A 19879-nucleotide genomic window follows, 5' to 3' on the forward strand; every position below is an offset into this window, starting at 1 on the left:
CGGGGCTGGGTGCAGGGCACGTGGTCCGCGCTCCAGCCACGTCCCGTCGCCGGGCCGGGCAGGACCCCGGCGTCCAGAGGGCGACCTGCCTCGTCGGCGCGGTGGTGGTGGCCGCCGGCGGGCGGGCCGCCGTCGGCGGGCAACCGGCCCAGCGCAGCCTCGACCTGCTCTGGCACACCCTGCACCAGGCGACCGACCCCGGGCCCGTCCGGTGGTGCCCCGGACCCGCCCTCCGGATGCTCCAGGTGCAGGACCTGACCCGGTGGAACGACGCCGCCGGGCGCTCGCCGGAGGAGGTCCGGGGGTTGCTGGACGCGGCGATCGGGCGGCTGACCCGGGAGCTGCAGCTCGGCGGCCGGGGTCAGGCCGCCGCGTCGGCGGCCCTGAGCCTCACCGGCAGCTCGTCGAGGCCGTAGACGAACGACAGCGGCCGGAAGGCGAGCTGCTCGGCCGGGACGGCCAGGGCCAGGTCGGGGAACCGGCGCAGCAGCGCGGGCAGCACGATGCGCAGCTCCATCCGGGCCAGCTCGGCGCCGATGCAGCGGTGGATGCCGTGCCCGAACGCCAGGTGCCCGCTGGTGGGCACCCGGGCCGGGTCGAAGGCGTCCGGGTCGGCGCCCGCGGTGGCCGGGTCCCGGTTGGCCCCGCTGAGCGAGGCGAGGACGACGTCACCGGCGCGCAGCGGCTGCCCGGCGAGCTCCATGTCGTGCTTGACGAAGCGGGGGAAGGCCAGCTGCACCACCGAGAGGTACCGGAGCAGCTCCTCGACCACGCGGTCGACGTCGGCACGGGTGCCGTTGCGCACCAGCTCGGCGTGCGCCGGGTCGCGCAGCAGCACCATCGTCGACAGCGAGATCATCCCGGCGGTCGTCTCGTAGCCGCCGGTGAAGACGCCGTCGGCGAGGCCGGCCAGGTCGAGGTCGGAGATCAGGTCGCCCTCGTCGCGGATGATCTGGCCGATCAGGCCGGGCCCGGGCTCCTTGCGCTGCCGGGCCACCGCGTCGAAGAGGAACGCGCGCTGCTCGGAGACCGCGCCGAAGGCCCCGGCCGCGCCGCCGGTGGCGTCGAAGCGCTGCACCCCGAGCCGGGCGAAGGCCTGCCGGTCGTCGAGGTCGAGGCCCAGCAGCGCGCAGATGGTCTGGAAGGGCACCGGGAACGACAGCAGCCGGGCGAGGTCGGCGGTCGGGCCGGCGGCGGCGAGCTCGTCGAGCTGCTCGGCCACGATCCGCTCGATCATCGGCTCGAGCCGGGCCAGCCGGCGCATCGTGAACTCCGGCGTGACGATCTTGCGCAGCCGGGTGTGCACCGGCGGGTCGGTGAAGCCCAGGCCGCCGACGTCCTCCCCGGTGCCCGGGCCGGTGCCGGGCAGCAGGTGCCGGATGTCGTTGCTGTAGTTGGTCCGGTCGGCGAGCACGGCCCGCACCTGCTCGTGGCCGGTGACCAGGTACACCCGGAAGTCGAAGGGGAACCTCAGCCGGTGCACCGGGTCGGTGGCGCGCAGCTGGGCCAGTTTGGGCACCGGGTCGGTGCCGGTGCGCTGCAGCGGCACCTTGGAGCGCTCCGGGATGAAGGTCATCGCCGACAGGTCGATGCCCTTGCGCTGGATGCGCCGGGTGATCAGGCGGCCGGCCAACGCGCGGGCACGGGCCCGCACCGCGGGCGCCACCCGAGGGCCCTGCCGGCGGCCGTGGGCCGTCGGGTCGGTGCGCACGGGGTGCGACCGGTCCGGGGTGCCGAACACGTGGCCCCTTCCGGGGGATCGAGGACGAGGCTGTCTTCGTACTCCAGCACGACGACCGTGATCAAGGCTGCCACGCCCAGCCCACGCCCCGGCGCACCCCCTCCGCCCCACCCGTGACAGCGCCCCGTCCGGGTTCACCGCCCGGGCCCCCGGATACAGGTCGACGGTGACCACACGGCTGACCTTCGACGGCTGGATCCTCGGGCTGGGCACCCGCTCGGGCACCCGCGTGGTGCTGGGGCACTGGCCGCGGTCGCCGCTCGGCCCGTTCTCGGACGTGATGGTGCAGCGGCCCGGCGGCCACCGCGTGCTGCTCGCGCCCAGCCGCGAGGTCGCCGACTTCGTCGGGACCACGTACGGCTTCGACGAGGTGCAGGTGGTGCCGGTGACCGTGGCCCGGCCCGACGACCGGACCTGGTCGGTGGCGGCCGGGCCGCTGCGGCTGGAGACCCGGAGCGGGCCGCGGCCGGTGCTCGGCCGGCTGCTGCACGCGGTGCCGGCCCGGCTGGCCCGCACCCCGGCCTGGGTCGGCCTGCTGGACCTGCCGGCCCGGGTCACCGGCCTGCGGACGAAGGGCTCGGCCGGCAACGGGCGCACCGAGTGGTACGGCGTGCAGGACCTGCACGCCCTGGTCGACGTCGACGCCCGCTGGGACGGCGAGCCGCTGGGTGCGCTCACCGCGGTGCGGCCACCGGTCACCTTCGGCTTCGGCTCGGTGCCGCCGTGGCCCTCGGTGGTGCGGGTGACCACGACCGTGCAGCTGCCCTGACCCGCGGTTTCCCGAGCCGCACCCGGGGAACTGGCCAGCGGACGGAGCGAGCCCCAGGAGGTCCCCATGCGCGCGATGACGTACCGCGGCCCGTACAAGCTGCGGGTCGAGGAGAAGGACAGGCCGCGGGTCGAGCACCCCAACGACGCGATCGTGAAGGTGCAGCTGGCCGCCATCTGCGGCTCTGACCTGCACCTCTACCACGGGATGATGCCGGACACCCGGATCGGGCACACCTTCGGCCACGAGTTCATCGGGGTGGTCGACGAGGTCGGGCCCTCGGTGCAGAACCTGGCCGTCGGTGACAGGGTGATGGTGCCGTTCAACGTCTTCTGCGGCAGCTGCTGGTTCTGCGCCCGGGGGCTCTACTCCAACTGCCACAACGTGAACCCGAACGCCACCGCCGTGGGCGGCATCTACGGCTACTCGCACACCACCGGGGGCTACGACGGCGGGCAGGCCGAGTACGTGCGGGTGCCCTTCGCCGACGTCGGCCCGGTGAAGATCCCGGACTGGATGCACGACGAGGACGCCGTGCTGCTCACCGACGCCGCCGCCACCGGCTACTTCGGCGCGCAGCTCGGGGAGATCGCGGAGGGCGACACGGTCGTCGTCCTCGGGGCCGGCCCGGTCGGGCTGATCGCCGCGCAGTCGTCGTGGCTGATGGGCGCCGGGAGGGTCATCGTCGTCGACCACCTGCCGCACCGGCTGGAGAAGGCCCGCACCATGGCGCACGCCGAGACCCTCGACTACGACGAGCTCGACGACGTCGTCCTGGAGCTGAAGAAGCAGACCGACTTCCTCGGCGCGGACGTCGTCATCGAGGCCGTCGGCGCCGAGGCCGACGGCAACGCGCTCATGCACGTCACCGGCACGAAGCTGAAGCTGCAGGGCGGCTCGCCGGTCGCGCTGAACTGGGCGATCGACGGCGTGCGCAAGGGCGGCACCGTCTCGGTCGTGGGCGCCTACGGGCCGATCCCCAACGCGGTGAAGTTCGGCGACGCGATGAACAAGGGCCTCACCCTGCGGATGAACCAGACGCCGGTGAAGCGGCAGTGGCCGCGGATGTTCGAGCACGTGCGCAACGGCCACCTCACGCCGCGGGAGATGGTCACCCACCGGTTCCCGCTGGAGCACATCGCCGAGGCCTACCACGTGTTCTCCGCCAAGCTGGACGGCTGCATCAAGCCGCTGATCCTGCCCAGCGCGTCCTGAGGGAGACAGCCATGACCCACCCCGACGTCCCCAGCGCCTACGTCCGCGACAAGCGCACCCCGCCACCGAGCCGGGAGGAGCTCCGGGCGCGGATCCCCGGCTGGGGCGCCGACCTGGACCCCACCGACCGGCCCTCGTACCCGAAGCTCCAGTACCCCGCCGACACCGGCGCCCACTGGGAGTTCCCCGACCGGCAGCCCGGCGGGGAGGGCCGGGAGCGCTCGATCGAGCACGCCTTCGTCACCCCGGTGTTCGGCACCGCGCAGCCGCTGCACGGGCTCTCCGGAGCGATCCGCCGGCTGGCCTACGAGCGGTTCAGCGAGGGCCGGAACGCGCACTGGCTGCTGCTGATCGCCGGTGACCGGGTCGACGCCTGGGGCAGCCACCTGCGGTCGTTCGCCTCGGGGCACCCGGACGACCCGGTGACCGAGACCGGGGTGCGGGCGGAGCTCACCGCGGGCGGCGCGGCGCGCAGCGGACGCTCCGACCGGCGGCACCAGGTGCTCGACCCGGTGGTCGTGGGCGGTCCGTGGGTGCTCGGCGGTGCTGCAATGGTGCTGGGCGTGCGCCGGGTGGTGCGCGCACTGCGCGGCTGAGCCGGCCGCCCCCCTGCGGGGGCGCCGGGGAGAGGCGGTGGCACGGTGCCCGGTCTGCGCCGCCCGCGCTCGCTGCCCAGCCCCGTCGTCCCCAAGGTGCTGCAGCGGGCGCCCACCGACTCGGCGGGCTGGCCGCGGCAGGAACCGCCGTGGCTGCGGCGCGGCGTGCTGCTGGTGCTCGCCGTGGTCACCGCGTACCAGCTCGGGCTGTGGCTGTTCGGCCACCTCCGCGGCTTCCTCGGACTGCTCTTCCTGGCCTGGCTGTTCGCTGTCGGCATCGAGCCGATCGTGGACGCGCTGGTCCGCCGGGGCCTGCGGCGCGGGGTGGCGACCGGCGGGGTGATGCTGGGCCTGGTCGGTGCCGCGGTGGCCTTCCTGGCGGTCTTCGGCGCGCTGCTGGTCGACCAGCTCGCCCAGCTGGTGACGGTCCTGCCCGACGCGGTCACCGACGTGGTGCGGTGGGTCAACCGGACCTTCGACACCGACGTCCGGGCCGCGGACGTCGTGGACTCCCTGAACCTGACCTCCGAGCGGGTCCAGGGGCTGGTGCAGGACCTCGCCCCCGGCCTGGTCGGCATCCTCTCCTCGCTCGTCGGCCTGCTGTTCCAGGTCCTGGCGTTCCTGCTGTTCGCCTTCTACATGTCGGCCGAGGGCCCGCGGATGCGGGCCGTCGTCTCCTCCTGGTTCCCGCCGCAGCACCAGCGGGTCATCGCCACGGTGTGGGAGATCGCGGTGGAGAAGACCGGCGGCTACCTGCTGTCCCGGCTGGTGCTGGCGGTGGTCAACGCCGCGGCGACCGGGGTGCTGCTGTGGGCGATCGGCGTCCCCTTCTGGCTGCCGCTGGCCATCTGGACCGGGATCGTGTCCCAGTTCATCCCCACCGTGGGCACCTACCTGGCGATCGCGCTGCCGGCGCTGATCGCGCTGTCGGACCAGCCCGTCGACGCCCTGTGGGTGGTGCTCTTCGGCACCCTCTACCAGCAGGTCGAGAACTACCTGCTGGCGCCGCGGATCACCGCGATGACCGTCGCGGTGCACCCGGCCGTGGCCTTCGGCGCGGTCATCGCCGGCGCCGCCCTGTTCGGGCCGATGGGCGCGCTGGTGTCCATCCCGGTGGTCGCCGCCGTGCAGGCGGTCCTGGAGACCTACGGGCACGGCTACGAGCTGGTCGAGGAGGAACCGGGCGCCGACGCCGAGCCGCCGGCCGGGGAGCCCCCGCCGGAGGCCGCCTCGTCGGCCTGAGCCGAGGACCAGCACGCCGACGTCGCCCGGAGGAGGCTGGCGCGATGGACATCACCACCGTCAACGACCGGCACCTCTACTCCGGCACCGTCCGGCTGCGCGACCCCGAGCGGCCCGGGGCCGTGGTGGAGCTGGTCGACCGGGTGGTGCGGTTCGGGCCGCCGGGCTGGCTCACCGTCGCCGACCCGGGCGGGACCATCGCGCTGTACCCGACGAGCCTGGTGGTGGCTGTGACGGAACTCGGTGAGGCCCACGACCCGGACCAGCCCGTCGAGGGATGAACGGGCACTCGGCCGGGTAGCGTCGTCCGTGGCGCCGCTCGGCGTTCAGCCCCTCCGCTGGCGGAGGGAGATCGGCGCGTCCTCCATGGCCACCACCCCTGCACGTCCTCCCGTCCCCCCGGCGGCGGCTCCCGGCGAGCCCGGGTCGGCTCCCCGGCGGCCCACCCCGCGCGACGTGCCCAAGCGCACGCCGCTGGTGGCCCGTCCGGTCGGCGCGTCCGGCCCGGACGCCGACGCCGGCGGCGAGCTGCCGCAGCCGTGACCTCCTCGCAGACCCGCCCGTGCTGAGCGTCCCCGTCGCCGTGGTGAGCGGCACCGCCGAGCCGGTGCCGACGACGACGGCCGGTCCGGCCCTGCCCCTTGAGGCGGAGCCGCTGACCGACGGTGGCGGCGACCGCCTCCTGGTGGTCGCGCTCCCCGCCGTCCCGGCCCGCCCGTCCGCCGTGCTGCTGGCCGCCCAGCAGCTCTCCGACGAGGCGGCGCACCACCCGCGCCGCCCCCGCGGGCTCGGCCGGGCGGTCGCCGAGCGCCGCCGCCGGCAGCAGCGCGCCCTGGTGGTGCAGCGCCGGGTCGACCGGGTGCAGCCGCCGGCGGGCTGACCCCCTGACCGCTCAGCCGGCCGGCACCGCCGGGGCCAGCCGTCGCTCGTCGCTCGTCGTCCGGCGCAGCACCTCGGCGTAGAGCCGCTCGTAGCCGACGGCCATGACCGCCGGCGCGAACCGGCGGCGGGCCTCGGCCGCGCAGGTCTCCGGGTCCAGCTCGTCGAGCCGGGCCAGCGCCGCGGTGAACCCTGCCTCGTCGTCGGCCAGGAAGCCCGTGACCCCGTGGTCGACCAGCGAGGGCAGGCACCCCAGCGCCATGGCCACCACCGGCGTCCCGGCGGCCAGCGCCTCGCAGACCGCGGTGCCCCCCGGCTCGGCCCACCGGATCGGGCAGAGCACCGCCCGGGCCCGGCGCAGCAGGTCCTCCTTGTCCGCCCCGGCCACCGAACCGACCCAGCGCACCGAGTCGCCGTCCAGCGCGGGGGCGACGTGCTCGGCGAACCACCGGACGTCGGGGTGCTCGCGCGAGGGGTCGGCCGGGTCGGCGAGCGCCGCCTCGAGCGACTCCCGGTCCCCGTGCGGTCCGACCGGGCCGGCGAGCACCAGCGGGATCCCGGCGGCGCGGCAGGCGCTGATGGCGGTGTCGATGCCCTTGGCCGCGCACAGCCGGGCGAGCACCAGCACGTACGGCGACCGGTCCGCCCGGGGCAGCGGCGGCTCCGTCGGCAGGGGGACCGCCAGCGGCACCGCGCCGAGCGTCTGCCGCTGCAGGGCCGCCGGCCCGCGGGCGACCTGGGACGCCGAGACGCCGGCGAAGAAGACCCGGCCGCCGCCGTCGAAGGCGGCGTAGAACTCCTCGTTGCGGTGCAGGTCCCAGTGCAGGGTGTGCAGCGCCGGGGGGCCGCCCGGGCCCAGGGCGGCGAGCAGCGCCGGGCCGAGCACCTGCAGGTGGCTGTGCACCAGGTCGAACGGCGTGCCGCGCGCCGCCTGCCGGGCGACCTCCCCGACCACCGCGAGGGCGTGCGTGGCCGCCACCCCGGCCGCGTCGGCGTACGGCTGCGCCAGCCGGCCGAACTGCGCCCGGTCGAAGGCGTGCACCCGCCCGTCGGTGGGCAGCCGGCTCTCGCCCACGGTGCCGAGCACGACCTGGTGGCCCCGCCGGCGCAGCTCGGTGGTGAGCGTGGCGACCACGTTCTCCAGGCCGCCGTACCCGCGGGGTGGCACCGGCAGCCACGGGCCGGCGTCCATCAGGATGCGCAGCCGGGGCCGGCGCGGGCCGGGGACCGCCCGAGCGGGACCGCCCTGCCAGGTGGAGGCAGTGGAACGCATGGCAGGTCCTCTCCTCGTGCGGCGCTGCGCGCCGCTGCCCGTGGCCGTGGTGCAGGTCACAGTGACCGATCCGGGCCGACTTCGCAGCAGGATCGGCGACGGTGCAGGATCTGTCCATCCGACGAGGACCCCGGGAGGAGCATCGTGCGCGAGGCGACGGTCGAGGCGACGGCCACCGGGTGGCCGGCAGGTGGACAGCGGTGAGCCTGCGGGTGGCGCTGGTCGGCGCGGGTGGCGTGGGTGCACGGCACGCCCGCACCCTGGCCGGCTTCGACGACGTCGAGCTGGTCGGCGTGTGCGACCCGGAGGCCGGTCCCCGCGAGGCGCTGGCCGGTGAGCTGGACGTGCCGGCGGTGGCCGACCTGGACACCCTGCTCGGCCGCCGACCGGACGCGGTGTGGCTGTGCGTGCCGCCCTTCGCGCACGGCGAGCCGGAGCTGGCGGTGCTGCGCGCGGGGCTGCCGTTCTTCGTGGAGAAGCCGCTGGCCGCCGACCTGCCGACCGCCGAGCGGGTGGCGGCGGCCGTCGCCGACGCCGGGGTGCCGACCGCCACCGGCTACCACTGGCGGCACCTGGACACCGTCGCCGCGGCCCGGCAGGCTCTGGCCGGCGCGCGGGTGCGGCTGGTCGACGTCCGCTGGTGGGGGACGACGCCGCCCCCGGCGTGGTGGAGCCGCGCCGACCGCTCCGGCGGTCAGGTCGTCGAGCAGGCCACCCACGTGCTGGACCTGGTGCGGCTGCTCGCCGGCGAGGTGGTCGAGGTGGTCGGCGGCGCGGCGCCGTCGGGCCGGGAGGGGCGCGATGTGCCCGACGCGACCGCCGCCGTGCTGCGGTTCGCCTCGGGGGCGGTCGGCACCGCGAGCACCTCGTGCGTCCTGCCCTCGCTGACCGCGGCCGGCCTGGACGTGGCGGCGGACGGGCTGGCCGTTCAGCTGACCGAGACCGAGCTGCGGGTGCGCACCCCGGGGGGCGAGGAGCGGACCGAGCCCACGGTCGACGCCCGCCACACCGTCGACCGCGCCTTCGTCGACCTGCTGACCGGGGCGCCCGCCGCGCCGGGGCTGGTGGACGTCGCGGAGGCGCTGCGCACCCACCGGCTGGCCTGGGCCGTCACCGAGGCCACCCGGACCGGCGCGCCGGTCCGGGTGGCCTCGGGGTGAACGCGGCCCCGCGCCGTCAGGGGACCAGGATCGCCCGGGTGCCCGGGAGGCGGCCGCCGTCGAGGTCGTCGAGCGCCTCCAGCGCCGACGTCAGCGGGTAGGTCCGCGTCGACAGCGTGACCAGGCCGCGGGCCGCCAGCGCCATCAGCTCGCGCAGGTCGGTGTAGGAGCCGACCTTGTTGCCGACGATGCTGATCTCCCGGTTGATGATCTCCAGCGTCGGCACCTGCACCGCGCCGCCGTAGCCGATGACGTAGTACGAGCCGGTGTCCCGGGTCATCGCGATGCCCTCGGCCTCGGTGCCGTGCTCGCCGACGAAGTCGAAGACGACCTCCGCGCCGGTGCCGCCCAGCGCGTCGAGCACCTCCGCCACCGTGCCGTCCCCGGCCTGGACCGTCCGGTGCGCGCCGAGCTCGGCGGCCTTGGCCAGCGCCTCGGCCGAGCGGTCGACGACGGTGATCTCGGCCGGGGTCATCGCCAGCAGGCACTGCAGCCCGATGTGCCCGAGGCCGCCCGCGCCGATCACCACCGCCCGGGCGGTGGCCGGCAGCAGCGGCACCGCCTTGCGGACGGCGTGCTGCGCGGTGAGCCCGGCGTCCGCCAGCGCCGCGACGTCCACCGGCTGCAGCCCCTCGGCGAGCTTCACCACCGACCGGGCGTTGGTGCGCAGCAGCTCGGCCATCCCGCCGTCCCGGCTGATGCCGGGGAACTCGCCGTTCTCGCAGTGCACGTCGTCGCCGCGGCGGCAGGGCGGGCACAGCCCGCAGGTCACCAGCGGGTGCAGGATGACCTTGTCGCCGACCGACACGTTGCGCACCGCGTCGCCGACCTCCACGACGGTGCCGGCGTTCTCGTGGCCGATCACGTAGGGCAGCCCGACGCCGCTGGCCTCGGCCCACTGGCCCTCGATGATGTGCAGGTCGGTCCGGCACACCCCGGCGGCGTCGACGTGCACCAGGACGTCGAGCGGGCCCTGCAGCTCCGGGTCCGGGACGTCGTCGATCGACGGGGGCTTGCCGTACTCGTGCACGCGGACGGCCTTCACGGCAGGACCTCCAGGGGGAGCAGCGGGTGGTCGGGGGAGGGGCGCGGGGTCTGGTCGGCCTCCGCGCCGGGGTAGCGGGTGCCCAGCAGGCCGCGGCAGAAGTGCGCGTTGCCGTCGACCGAGATGCGCACCGAGCGGGCCTTCCGCAGGGTGAGCGCGACGGCGCCGGCCGCCGGCCGCGAGCCGTCGGGGGCGAGCAGGACCGGGGACGCCGGGTCCACCGGCAGTCCGAGGACGGCCCGCCGGGCGACCAGCGCCGCGGTCGTCGCGTCGTCGGCCAGGTCGCCCAGCCGCAGGTCGCCGGCGGCGGTCTCCGGCCGGTCGGGGTGGGCCCGCAGCCACGCGGTGAGCGCCCGCTCCATGGCCGCGGTGTGCGCCTTGCGCTGGAAGGTGGCCCGCAGTTCGTCGAGGCTGTCCTCGGCCTCGTGCCCGAACGTGCCGCGGTACCCGGCGTCGGCCGCCAGTCCGGCGTTGATCAGGTCGGAGTCGTGGTGGTCGTCGAGCTCGACGACCACCCGCCCGGCGCCGGGCAGCGCGCGGACGGCGTCCCGGGCGTCGGAGACCATCAGCCAGGCGAAGTTCGGCGCGCAGAACGACGTGGGCAGCCGCAGGTGCACCTCGACCACGTCGGCGGAGACCCCGACCGATCGGACGAAGCCGAGGTCGGTGATCGGCTCGTCGAGCTCGGGGTCGACGACGGTGCCCAGCGCGCGCCGGACGTCGGTCTCGGTGAGCTGCGGGGTGAGGATCGCCGTCATCGGGCCATCGCCAGGTCGGCGCTGCCCGGCTCGCGGGGGCCGGTCGCCGTCTCGTCGGCGTCGGGGAGCTGCAGCCGCTCCGGCACCGGGATGTCGTAGAGCTTGGCCGCGTTGAGCCCGAGCACCTTCTTCTTCACCGCGGTGGTCAGCGGCGCGTACTCGGTCATGTCCTCCGGGATCTGGAAGTCCACGAACCGCTCGACCAGCCACTTCGGCGTCCACAGCGCGTAGTCGCTGGAGAACTGGATCCGGTCCTCGCCGAGCCAGTAGACGAGCTCGCCGATGATCTGGGCGAAGTAGCGCGGCCGGGTGTGGATGAACGGGATGGCCACCGCGAGCCCGGCGTGCACGTTGGGCTCCTGGGTGGCGATCCAGCAGAAGTCCTCCAGCCGGGGCAGCCCGCAGTGCTCGACGACGAAGTTCAGGTCGGTGAAGTCGGTCGCCGCGTGGTCGACGTCGGCCACGTCGAAGGCGTCCCGGTCCAGCGGCCGGATGGTCGGGCCCTTGTGCACGTGGATGTTCTTGATGCCGAGCTCCCGGCAGACCTCGAGGTACTTGTAGGTCCACGGGTCGCTGAGCTTGTAGCCGCGGGAGTCACCGTGCCACTCGGCGGTGTAGAGCTTCACGCCCTTGAGCCCGAAACGCTCGGCGTCGGCGCGCAGCTGGTCCAGGCCCGCCTCGCCGTTGCGCGGGTCGAAGTTGTGGTTGTAGGTGAGCTTGTCCGGGTGCGCCTGGGTCAGCGCCCAGGCCTCCTCGGTCTGCCCGAAGCCGCGGTGGTAGAACTCGCCGAGGGCGGCCGGCTGGAAGATGGCGTGGTCGACGATGCCGCCGGCGAAGACGTCCCGCATCAGCCGCTCGCCGCCCTGGTAGAGGTACTCCTCGTAGGGCCACACCTCGGCCTCGGGGCTGAGGTTGCGGTGGTAGTCGTAGAAGCAGTCGATGAACTGCTTGCCGTGCACGTTGCGCTGGTTCTCCGGTCGCGCGTCCCACAGCGCGATGTGCGCGTCGACCACGAAGTAGTCCTCGCCGTCCTTGCTGTACACAGTGGACCTCCTCGGGGGGCCGGCTCGCACCGCTGCGAGCTGGGTCACACCCGACGCTAGGACGGCGGGCCCGCGGTGACCCCGTCCCGGGTGTCTCACTTTGAGACACCCGCCGGCCCCGGACCCGCGGGGAGGGCGCCGACGATGGTCGGGGAGCGCGGCCCGGGCCTAGAGTCGGCCGCGACGCAACGGCGCGTCAGGAGGTGTCCCGTGGCCGACCGTCCTGCCCTGCCCACCCCGGCGGCCCGTCCGGCGGCCGGGCTGCCGCTGCCGGCGGCGCGCCCCCGCGTGCGCGCGTCCTGGGCGCGCAGCGAGCGGTACGGCGTCTCACCGGAGGCGGTCGAGGCTGTCTACAGCCCGACGCTGAGCACCGACTCGCTGTTCTACGAGTGCGGCGCCGAGGTGCTCGGCCGGCTGCACGGCACGCTCGCGGACGAGCCGGTCGGGCTGATGATCACCGACGCCGAGGGGCTGGTGCTGGCCCGCTGGTCCGGTGACCGGGCCATCGACGCCTCGCTGGACCGGGTGCACCTGGCGCCGGGGTTCTACTTCGGGGAGCGCACCGCCGGCACCAACGGGCTCGGGCTGGCGCTGGCCGACCGGGTGCCGTCGCTGGTGCGGGCCGGGGAGCACTTCGTCGCGCCGCTGCGCCGCTACACCTGCGCCGCGGTGCCGGTGCTCGACCCGCGCACCGGGGACCTGGTCGGCAGCATCAACATGACCACCTGGTCCGACGCCTCCTCCGACCTGCTGCTGGCCCTGGCCCAGTCGGCGGCGGGCAACACCAGCGCGCTCATGCACGTGCGCTCCGGCGGCCACCCGGAACGGCCGATGCCCCGCGGCGAGGTCTTCCACGTCTTCGCCGACCGGCTGCCCGGCGCCGACCCGTGCCACTCCCGGGCGTGGCCGGACGCGCTGGCCGCGGCCCGCGACGCGGTGGCGGCCGGTCGGCTGCTGGCGGTCGTGGGCGAGCCCGGGGCCGGCAAGTCCGCGGTGGCCAGCCTGGCCCGGCACGGCGGACGGCGGCGCGAGCGGGTGCTGGTCGCCCGCCCGCCGCAGGCCGCCGACGTCGAGTCCTGGCTCGCGCTGTGGGCACCGGAGCTGACCAGCCCCGACACCTGCGTGGTCGTCTCCGGCGCCGACGTGCTCCCGGCCTGGGCCGCCGACGAGCTGGCCGCGGTGCTCGGCGCAGCGCCGGCCGGACCGGTGCGGCCGGTGGTGCTCACCGCGCCGTCGCTGGCCGCCGTCCCGGCGTCGCTGGCCGCGCTGGTCGACTCGGTCGTCGAGGTGCCCGCGCTGCGGCACCGCACCGAGGACGTCGAGCCGCTGGCGCTGGCCTTCGCCCGCGAGCACCGGCACCGCGACGTGCCGTTCACCCCGCGGGCGCTGCGCGCGCTGGCCGCGCACTCCTGGCCGGAGAACGTGCGGGAGCTGCGCGCCGTCGTCCGGGAGGCGGTGGCCCGCACCGACGTCGTCGACGTCCACCACCTGCCGCCCGCGGTGCTCAGCGCGGGCTCCCGGTCGCTGAGCCGGCTCGAGCAGCTGGAGCGGGACGAGATCCTGCGCTGCCTCACCCGGCCGGGCACCACGGCGACCCAGGCGGCCACCGAGCTGGGCGTCTCCCGGGCGACGCTCTACCGGAAGATCGCCCAGTACGGCCTGCGCGTGCCCGGCCGGGACCAGGCCTAGGCGCCGACCTCGTCGCGCCACGAGTGCTGCGGGGAGAACCCGAGCACCCGGCGCGCCTTGTCGATCGACAGCAGCGTCTCGTTCGGCCCGACCTCGCGGGCCAGCGGCACCCCCGGGAACTCCGCGGCCAGCAGCTCGGCGTTGGGCCGGGACATCACCGTGTCGGCGTTGGCCACGATGAAGACGTCCGCGCCCGGGGCGGTGTGCTCCAGCCCGAGCCGGACCGCCTGCGCGCCGTCCCGGGCGTCGATGTAGCCCCACAGGTTCCACCGGCGCACCGCCGGGTCGGCGTCGTAGCCGGGGAACGCGGCGTAGTCCTCGGGGTACATGACGTTGCTGAACCGCAGCCCGGTCATCGACAGGTCCGGGTGCCAGCGGCACAGCTGCCGCGCCAGCTCCTCCTCCAGCGTCTTGACCAGCGAGTACGTGGTGGTCGGCGCCGGCGGGTACTCCTCGTCGACCGGCACGTAGGGCGGCGGGGTGTCGAAGGGCAGGCCGAGCACGGTCTCGCTGGAGGCCCACACGACCTTCCGGACGCCGGCCCGCAGCGCGGCGGTGTAGACGTTGTAGGACGCGGTCGCGTTGTTGGCGAACGTCGCCGCGTTGGGCAGCAGCCCGGGGGCCGGGACGGCGGCCAGGTGCACCAGCGCGTCCACCCCGTCGTGCCGGTCGTCGATGCCGCTCAGCGCCTCGACGGCCTGCCCGAAGTCGGTGAGGTCGACGACGGAGGAGACGACGTCGGTGCGCGGGCTGGGTGCCCGGTCCAGCGCGACGACGTCGTAGCCGTGCTCGACCAGGTCGCTGACCACCGCCCTGCCGAGCTTGCCGCTGCTGCCGGTGACCGCCACTGTCGTCATGCCCGGCCACTGCCCCGCCGGCGCCGGCCGCACACCCCGACCGGGACACTGGGTGCCGTGGCCGAGCCCGTGAAGCCGCTGCGCGACGTCGTGGCCCCCGACCTCGACGTGCTCTTCTGCGGCATCAACCCCTCGCTGCTCTCGGCCGAGCGCGGCCACCACTTCGCCCGGCCGGGCAACCGGTTCTGGCCCGCGCTGCACCGGGCCGGGCTCACCCCGCGGCTGCTCCGCCCGGACGAGGACGCCACGCTGCCGGAGTTCGGGCTGGGGGTCACCAACGTCGTCGCCCGGCCGACCCGGACCGCCGCCGAGCTGACCGCGGAGGAGCTGCGGGCCGGCGCGGCCGAGCTCGCCGAGCTGGTCGCCCGGTTCCGGCCGCGGGTGCTGGCCGTCCTGGGCGTCACCGCCTGGCGGGTGGCCTTCGGACGCCCGCGGGCCGTGCTGGGCCGGCAGCCGGAGCGGGTCGGCGGCGCGGAGACCTGGGTCGCGCCCAACCCCAGCGGGCTCAACGCCCACCACCAGCTGCCCGACCTGGCGCGGCTCTACGGGCAGCTGCGTCAGCCCCGCGGGGCGCCCGGGTCCAGCGGCGGCGGGCCGGCCGAGCCGGCCCGGTTCTCGAGCAGCGGCACCGCGCCGGCCGCCCACCCCTTTAGCGCCGGGTCCACCACCCGCCAGGCCAGCTCGGCCTCCTCCGCCCCGACCGACGTGGCCGAGCCGCCGGTCAGCACGTCGGTCAGCACCGCGCGGTAGGCGGCGAGCTCGCCGGGCGCCCCGTCGGCGCCGGGGCCCTGGGCGGCGGGCTCCAGGGAGATCCACAGCGGGTCGCGGTCGGCGTCGCGGAAGCGCACCGCCACCCCCTTGCGGGCGGTGCCCACGGCCTTGCCGGTGCGCACCCCGAACCTCGTCCCGGCCCAGCGGGGGACGTCGAGGGCGAGCACCACCTCGGCGTGGGTCTCGGTGCACCGGGCCGGGGCGACCCCCTCCTCGTCGGCGTAGTCGGGCACGGCGGTGCCGTCGGCCAGCGTGCCCGCGGTGTACCGGGCCCGGCGGGTGCAGGCGGCGGGGTCGGCGGACGCCAGCCGCAGCGACCGCAGCACGGCCGACCTCGCCGCGGGTAGGTCCGCCGCCGCCGCCGGCGGCTCGAGGGCCAGGGCGACCAGGACCTGCAGCAGGTGGTTCTGCAGCACGTCGCGCACCGCGCCGGTCCGGTCGTAGAAGTCCGCCCGGCCCTCCAGCCCCAGCGTCTCCTGCCAGACGACCTCCACCCCGGCCACGGTCCGGCCGTCCTCCGCCGGCCCCAGCTCGCCGGCCGCCCGCCGGTCGAGCAGCCCGGTGACGGCCGGCATCGCCAGGAAGTGGTCGACCCGGGTCACCGCCCGCTCGTCCCCCCGGCTGACCTCGGCGAGCAGGCCGTTGAGCGCGACGGCGCCGGCCAGGTCGGCGCCGAAGGGCTTCTCCACCGCGACCCGGCTCCCCGGCGGCAGGCCGGCCGACCCCAGCCCCCGCAGGGTCGCCGGGAACAGCGCCGGCGGCAGCGCCAGGTAGGCCGCGACCGGCCCGGTCCCGGTGAAGGCCCCGGCCGCCGCGGCCACGCTGGCCGGGTCGTCGGCGTCGAACCGCCGGTACCGCAGCCGGGCCAGCGCCGCCGCCCGCGCCGCCGCCGGGAGGTCGGGGGCCGCGGTGTCCCAGCGGGCGGCGACCGAGGCGCGGAAGCCGGCGTCGTCGCCGTCCTGCGCGCCGGCGGCCACCACCTGCAGGTCCGCCGGCAGCGCACCGGCCGCCTCCAGCCAGGCCAGCGACGGGAGCAGGAACCGGCCGGCCAGGTCGCCGGCGGCGCCGAGCAGCAGCAGCCGGCTGATCACGGGTGCTCGAGCACGGCGCCGAGGTCCAGCACGCCGCCGGCCGCCTCGAACTCCGCCCGGGCGGCGGCCAGCACCGCGGGGTCGGCCAGCACGTCCAGCGCGGTCAGCGCGAGCCCGACCGCGCCGTCGAGCACCGCCCGGTCCCCGGCCGGGGAGGCGGCCGCGGCGGCGAAGCCGGTGGTGTGCATCGAGGTGTCCGGCCCGGCGATGGCGATCATCGGGTGGATCGAGGGCACCCGGACGCTCACGTTGCCCAGGTCCGTCGACCCGGCCAGCGACGCCGGCGTGACCCCCGGCGGCAGCGCGGTGCGCCCGCGCCGGGCCTGGTGCCGGGTCCAGCGCGCGGCGAGCTCGAGGTTGGCCCGGATCGGCAGGTAGGCCGGCAGCTCGTCCCAGTGCAGCTCGTACCCGCAGCCGGTCATCGCCGCCGCGGCCACCGCGATCGCCTCCACCCGGCGGCTGAGGTCGGCCAGCGTCTCCGGCGTCGCCGAGCGCACGTAGTACAGCGCGCTCGCGGTCTCCGGGACGACGTTGGGCCGCTGCCCGCCGTCGGTGATCACCCCGTGCACCCGGTCGCTGTCCGGCACGTGCTGGCGCAGCATCGCGACGCCCTGGTACATCGCCACCACCGCGTCCAGGGCGTTGCGGCCCATGAACGGCTGGGCGGAGGCGTGCGCGGCGATGCCGGTGTAGGTGACCCGGAGCTGGCGGCGGCCGAGGAAGGGCTGCACCGCGGCGTCGTAGGAGAACGGGTGCAGCATCACCACCGCGTCCACCCCGTCGAAGGCGCCGTCCCGGGCCATCAGCTCCTTGCCGCCGCCGCCCTCCTCGGCCGGGGTGCCGAGCAGCAGCGCCGTGCCCGGGACGCTGCCGTCGGCCAGCACGGCGGCCAGGCCGAGGAAGGCGCCCACCGCGGCCGAGCAGATGACGTTGTGCCCGCAGCCGTGCCCGATGCCCGGCAGCGCGTCGTACTCGGCGAGCACCGCCACGGTCGGGCTCCCGCTGCCGGCACGCGCCCGCAGCGCGGTGTCCAGGCCGTGCACGCCGACCTCGGCGTCGATCCCGTGCCGGGCCAGCAGCTCGGCCACCGCCCGCACCGACCGGTGCTCGGCGTAGCCCTCCTCGGGGTGGGCGTGCAGGTCGGCGCTGAGCGCCAGCAGGTCGGGCCCGGCCGCCTCCACCGCCTGCTCGGCCCGGTCGAGCAGCGCCGCCGGGGCGCCGGCGTGCGGGGAGGACAGCGGCTCGGCGGTGGCCGCCGCCCGCTCGGTCGCCGCCCGCAGCTGGTCGAGGTGGTGCCGGTCGGCGGGCAGGGGGGTCCGGGTGTCGCCGGCGTCCTCGGTCACCCCCCGTGTCTACCGGGGCGCCGCGTCTCCCGCACGGCGCGCCCCGGCCCACCGGCGTTAGGGTCCGACGGTGATCAACCGCGGGCTCCGGGGTGCCGGGTGAACCTCGAGAAGGTCGTCTTCGGCTTCTTCGTGACCCTCGCCGCCACGCTGAACTTCGGGTTCTTCATCGGCGACATCGCCGACCCGGAGCTGCACAACGAGTACGAGCTGTTCGCCGCGGTCGTGGTCAACCTGATCGCCACGGTGCTCAAGTTCGGTGACCGCACCCAGATCGGCGCGGTGCACCTGGCCACCAGCCTGGTCGCCGACCTGCAGCTCATCGCCGCCACGGTGTTCTGGGTCTTCGCCGCGCACGTCTCCAGCGCGGGGCTCACCGCGGGGGCGACCGCCAGCATCGTGTCGCTGTCCGGCGGGGCGCTGGTCGCCAACGTCGTGTCGCTGGTGCTGCTGGTCATCGAGACCAGCTCGTTCCGCCGTTCCTGAGGGCGGGCGGCGGTGACCAGCACCTCCGGCGACGGGCGCCGGCCGGCCATGGGCGAGCGGCACCTGCCGGGCAAGCGGCCGGTGCCCGCCGGGGTGGTGTCCGGGGTGCAGGCCTCGGCGCCGATCTTCCTGGTGCTGCGGCGGATGCGCGCGCCGCTGATCACGCTGGTCCTCATCTTCGCGGTCAGCGTGCTGGGGCTGAGCCTGATCACCGGGGTCGACGACGCCGGCCGGCCCTACCGGATGAGCATCTTCGACTCGTTCTACGTGATGAGCTACACCGCCACGACGATCGGCTTCGGCGAGCTGCCGTACCCGTTCACCGCAGCGCAGCGGCTGTGGGTGACGGGGACGATCTACCTGTCGGTCATCGGCTGGGCGTACGCGATCAGCGCGCTGCTGACCCTGCTGCAGGACCGGGCGTTCCGGGCGGCCCTGGCGCTGCAGCACTTCAGCCGCAAGGTCTCCCGGCTCCGCGAGCCGTTCCTGCTCATCGTGGGCTACGGGCAGACCGGTGAGCTGCTCGGCCGCTCCTTCGACGAGCTGGGCCGCCGGTTCACCGTCGTCGACCTGCAGGACGCCCGGATCGACGCCCTCGAGTTGGACACCCTCCGCGCCGACGTGCCGGGCCTGGCCGGCGACGCCCGCAACCCGCACGACCTGCAGGTGGCGGGGCTGACCCACCCGTGCTGCGAGGCGGTGCTCGCCCTCACCGACGACGACGAGGCGAACCTCGCCGTCACGATGACCGCGGCCCTGCTGCGGCCCGAGCTCACCGTGGTCACCCGCACCACCTCGGCCGTGGTGGCCGAGCGGATGAGCGCGTTCGGCTCCCCGACGGTGATCAACCCCTTCGACCGGTTCGGCGACCACCTGCGGCTGGCGCTGCACTCCCCGGCCGCCTACCAGCTGATGACCTGGCTGGAGAGCGGGCCGGGGGCGGAGCTGCCCCCGCGCCGCTCGGCACCGGCACCGGGCCGGTGGGTGGTCGCCGGGTACGGCCGGTTCGGCCAGCACTTCGCCGCCGACCTGCGCGCCGAGGGGCTGGAGGTCACCGTCATCGAGCCGCAGCCGGGGGAGGACCCGCCGCCGGACCCGCTGCTGCACCTCGTCGTCGGCGACGAGTCCGACCCGGCGGTGATGGCCGCCTCGGACCTCCCGGGCGCCGTGGGCTTCGTGGCCGGCACCGACAACGACACGACCAACCTGTCGCTGGTGGCCGCGGCCCGCCGGGTGAACCCCGACCTGTTCGTCGCCGCCCGGCAGAACCAGCCGACCAGCGCGGCGCTGTTCGCCGCGATGGACGTCGACGCGCTGCTGGTGCCGACCGAGGTCATCGCGCACGAGGTGTACGCCCGGCTGAGCACACCGCTGCTGTGGCGCTTCGTCCGCGAGCTGGCCGGCCAGGACGACGCGTGGGCCGCCGGCCTGATCGACCAGCTGCGCGGGGAGTGCGGCGACCGGCTCGGTGCGCTGTTCAAGGTGCGGCTCAACGCGACCGAGGCGCCGTCCCTGGGCCCGTGGCTGGCGGAGGGCTCGCTCGTGCTGGGCGACCTGCTGCGCAGCCCCGACGACCGGGAGGAGCGGCTACCGGCCGTGCCGGTGCTGCTGCTGCGCGACGGGCAGAGCGTGCTGGCCCCGGCCGACGACCTCGTACTGCGCGCCGACGACGAGCTGCTGCTCGCCGGGCGCCCGATCTCCCGCCGCGCGCTGGAGAAGACGCTGATGGTCGACGCGGTCCCGGCCTACCTGGTCACCGGCCGCCGGGTGCCCTCGGGCTGGCTGTGGCGGCGGCTCACCGGGTACCGGCCGGCGCCGCGCTGAGCCCGCAGGTTCCGGCAGGTCACGTTTCGCTCACGGCGCTCCGGTGGACGGTTGGCCCGGCCCCCGCCCGACCCCACCATGGCGGTACGCCACGGAC

Annotated in this window: 20 protein-coding genes and 1 pseudogene; 13 read left to right on the forward strand and 8 right to left on the reverse strand. The window is 75.8% G+C overall.

All coding sequences use genetic code 11. From position 1 onward, the window contains the following. Positions 1 to 20 precede the first annotated feature (20 nt). A complete protein-coding gene (locus MODMU_RS10775; RefSeq protein WP_014740262.1) occupies positions 21 to 416 on the forward strand; it encodes a DUF6197 family protein in 396 nt (131 codons plus the stop codon). Here MODMU_RS10775 and MODMU_RS10780 read toward each other — a convergent pair. Next, positions 362 to 1741, reverse strand: a complete 1380-nt coding sequence (locus MODMU_RS10780; protein ID WP_014740263.1) for a cytochrome P450 — start codon at positions 1739 to 1741, stop codon at positions 362 to 364. The genes MODMU_RS10775 and MODMU_RS10780 overlap by 55 nt on opposite strands. A gap of 166 nt (positions 1742 to 1907) precedes the next feature. Here MODMU_RS10780 and MODMU_RS10785 point away from each other — a divergent pair, with 166 nt between their 5' ends. The 7 genes from MODMU_RS10785 to MODMU_RS10810 all read left to right on the forward strand — a co-directional run bounded on the left by MODMU_RS10785 (position 1908) and on the right by MODMU_RS10810 (position 6443). Then, on the forward strand, positions 1908 to 2510 hold the full coding sequence (locus MODMU_RS10785) for a hypothetical protein (protein WP_014740264.1): 603 nt from the start codon (positions 1908 to 1910) through the stop codon (positions 2508 to 2510). 66 nt (positions 2511 to 2576) lie between these two features. Further along, entirely contained in the window at positions 2577 to 3725 is a 1149-nt protein-coding gene (locus MODMU_RS10790; protein WP_014740265.1) for a zinc-dependent alcohol dehydrogenase, read from the forward strand. 11 nt (positions 3726 to 3736) lie between these two features. Next, positions 3737 to 4321: a hypothetical protein gene (locus MODMU_RS10795; RefSeq protein ID WP_014740266.1), complete on the forward strand. Its 585-nt coding sequence runs from the start codon at positions 3737 to 3739 to the stop codon at positions 4319 to 4321. A 45-nt stretch (positions 4322 to 4366) separates the two neighbouring features. Beyond that, on the forward strand, positions 4367 to 5563 hold the full coding sequence (locus MODMU_RS10800; RefSeq protein WP_014740267.1) for an AI-2E family transporter: 1197 nt from the start codon (positions 4367 to 4369) through the stop codon (positions 5561 to 5563). Positions 5564 to 5607: 44 nt separating this feature from the next. Next, entirely contained in the window at positions 5608 to 5844 is a 237-nt protein-coding gene (locus tag MODMU_RS10805; RefSeq protein ID WP_014740268.1) for a hypothetical protein, read from the forward strand. Positions 5845 to 5929: 85 nt separating this feature from the next. Then, complete coding sequence (locus tag MODMU_RS28455) at positions 5930 to 6106, forward strand: hypothetical protein (protein WP_166503451.1); 177 nt, start codon at positions 5930 to 5932, stop codon at positions 6104 to 6106. A gap of 19 nt (positions 6107 to 6125) precedes the next feature. Continuing rightward, positions 6126 to 6443, forward strand: a complete 318-nt coding sequence (locus MODMU_RS10810) for a hypothetical protein (RefSeq protein ID WP_014740269.1) — start codon at positions 6126 to 6128, stop codon at positions 6441 to 6443. A gap of 12 nt (positions 6444 to 6455) precedes the next feature. Here MODMU_RS10810 and MODMU_RS10815 read toward each other — a convergent pair whose 3' ends face one another. Further along, on the reverse strand, positions 6456 to 7715 hold the full coding sequence (locus MODMU_RS10815; protein WP_014740270.1) for a glycosyltransferase: 1260 nt from the start codon (positions 7713 to 7715) through the stop codon (positions 6456 to 6458). A 200-nt stretch (positions 7716 to 7915) separates the two neighbouring features. Between MODMU_RS10815 and MODMU_RS10820 the strand changes: the two genes are divergently transcribed. Then, positions 7916 to 8875, forward strand: a complete 960-nt coding sequence (locus MODMU_RS10820; protein ID WP_014740271.1) for a Gfo/Idh/MocA family protein — start codon at positions 7916 to 7918, stop codon at positions 8873 to 8875. A gap of 16 nt (positions 8876 to 8891) precedes the next feature. On the opposite strand, the gene MODMU_RS10825 is transcribed toward MODMU_RS10820, so the two are convergent. Genes MODMU_RS10825 through MODMU_RS10835 form a run of 3 tightly spaced genes read right to left on the reverse strand, consistent with a single transcriptional unit; the run spans position 8892 to position 11721 of the window. After that, positions 8892 to 9920 (reverse strand): NAD(P)-dependent alcohol dehydrogenase, encoded by a 1029-nt coding sequence (locus tag MODMU_RS10825; RefSeq protein WP_014740272.1) that lies wholly within the window; start codon positions 9918 to 9920, stop codon positions 8892 to 8894. Then, the gene (locus tag MODMU_RS10830; protein ID WP_014740273.1) at positions 9917 to 10678 is read right to left on the reverse strand and encodes an iron-sulfur cluster assembly protein; all 762 of its coding nucleotides are present in this window, start codon (positions 10676 to 10678) and stop codon (positions 9917 to 9919) included. The genes MODMU_RS10825 and MODMU_RS10830 overlap by 4 nt, the downstream gene beginning before the upstream one ends. Then, positions 10675 to 11721: an amidohydrolase family protein gene (locus MODMU_RS10835; RefSeq protein WP_014740274.1), complete on the reverse strand. Its 1047-nt coding sequence runs from the start codon at positions 11719 to 11721 to the stop codon at positions 10675 to 10677. The genes MODMU_RS10830 and MODMU_RS10835 overlap by 4 nt, the downstream gene beginning before the upstream one ends. Before the next feature lie 210 nt (positions 11722 to 11931). Here MODMU_RS10835 and MODMU_RS10840 point away from each other — a divergent pair, with 210 nt between their 5' ends. Further along, positions 11932 to 13410: an AAA-type ATPase lid domain-containing protein gene (locus MODMU_RS10840; RefSeq protein ID WP_014740275.1), complete on the forward strand. Its 1479-nt coding sequence runs from the start codon at positions 11932 to 11934 to the stop codon at positions 13408 to 13410. On the opposite strand, the gene MODMU_RS10845 is transcribed toward MODMU_RS10840, so the two are convergent. Next, positions 13407 to 14267, reverse strand: a complete 861-nt coding sequence (locus MODMU_RS10845) for an NAD-dependent epimerase/dehydratase family protein (protein WP_014740276.1) — start codon at positions 14265 to 14267, stop codon at positions 13407 to 13409. The two genes, MODMU_RS10840 and MODMU_RS10845, sit on opposite strands and share 4 nt — an antisense overlap. A 90-nt stretch (positions 14268 to 14357) precedes the next feature. Between MODMU_RS10845 and mug the strand changes: the two are divergent. Continuing rightward, positions 14358 to 14777, forward strand: a pseudogene (mug, locus tag MODMU_RS29055) (G/U mismatch-specific DNA glycosylase); the annotation flags it as partial. Between the two features lie 47 nt (positions 14778 to 14824). Here mug and MODMU_RS10850 read toward each other — a convergent pair. Both MODMU_RS10850 and MODMU_RS10855 read right to left on the reverse strand, forming a co-directional pair. Continuing rightward, positions 14825 to 16129, reverse strand: coding sequence for a glucose-6-phosphate dehydrogenase (locus tag MODMU_RS10850; RefSeq protein WP_014740278.1), 1305 nt, complete (start codon positions 16127 to 16129; stop codon positions 14825 to 14827). After that, positions 16126 to 17472 (reverse strand): M20 family metallopeptidase, encoded by a 1347-nt coding sequence (locus tag MODMU_RS10855; RefSeq protein WP_014740279.1) that lies wholly within the window; start codon positions 17470 to 17472, stop codon positions 16126 to 16128. The genes MODMU_RS10850 and MODMU_RS10855 overlap by 4 nt, the downstream gene beginning before the upstream one ends. A 99-nt stretch (positions 17473 to 17571) precedes the next feature. Between MODMU_RS10855 and MODMU_RS10860 the strand changes: the two genes are divergently transcribed. Continuing rightward, positions 17572 to 17958: a DUF6394 family protein gene (locus MODMU_RS10860; RefSeq protein ID WP_014740280.1), complete on the forward strand. Its 387-nt coding sequence runs from the start codon at positions 17572 to 17574 to the stop codon at positions 17956 to 17958. A gap of 12 nt (positions 17959 to 17970) precedes the next feature. Further along, on the forward strand, positions 17971 to 19782 hold the full coding sequence (locus tag MODMU_RS10865) for a potassium channel family protein (protein ID WP_014740281.1): 1812 nt from the start codon (positions 17971 to 17973) through the stop codon (positions 19780 to 19782). Positions 19783 to 19879: the final 97 nt, after the last annotated feature.

The sequence above is a fragment of the Modestobacter italicus genome (assembly GCF_000306785.1).
Classification (GTDB): domain Bacteria; phylum Actinomycetota; class Actinomycetes; order Mycobacteriales; family Geodermatophilaceae; genus Modestobacter; species Modestobacter italicus.

What these genes read in the sequence shown, in the direction of transcription:
- MODMU_RS28455 (WP_166503451.1), top strand. Translation starts at nt 5,930, where the DNA reads ATGGCCACCACCCCTGCACGTCCTCCCGTCCCCCCGGCGGCGGCTCCC.
- MODMU_RS10815 (WP_014740270.1), bottom strand. Translation starts at nt 7,715, where the DNA reads ATGCGTTCCACTGCCTCCACCTGGCAGGGCGGTCCCGCTCGGGCGGTC.
- MODMU_RS10845 (WP_014740276.1), bottom strand. Translation starts at nt 14,267, where the DNA reads ATGACGACAGTGGCGGTCACCGGCAGCAGCGGCAAGCTCGGCAGGGCG.
- MODMU_RS10790 (WP_014740265.1), top strand. Translation starts at nt 2,577, where the DNA reads ATGCGCGCGATGACGTACCGCGGCCCGTACAAGCTGCGGGTCGAGGAG.
- MODMU_RS10830 (WP_014740273.1), bottom strand. Translation starts at nt 10,678, where the DNA reads ATGACGGCGATCCTCACCCCGCAGCTCACCGAGACCGACGTCCGGCGC.
- MODMU_RS10805 (WP_014740268.1), top strand. Translation starts at nt 5,608, where the DNA reads ATGGACATCACCACCGTCAACGACCGGCACCTCTACTCCGGCACCGTC.
- MODMU_RS10795 (WP_014740266.1), top strand. Translation starts at nt 3,737, where the DNA reads ATGACCCACCCCGACGTCCCCAGCGCCTACGTCCGCGACAAGCGCACC.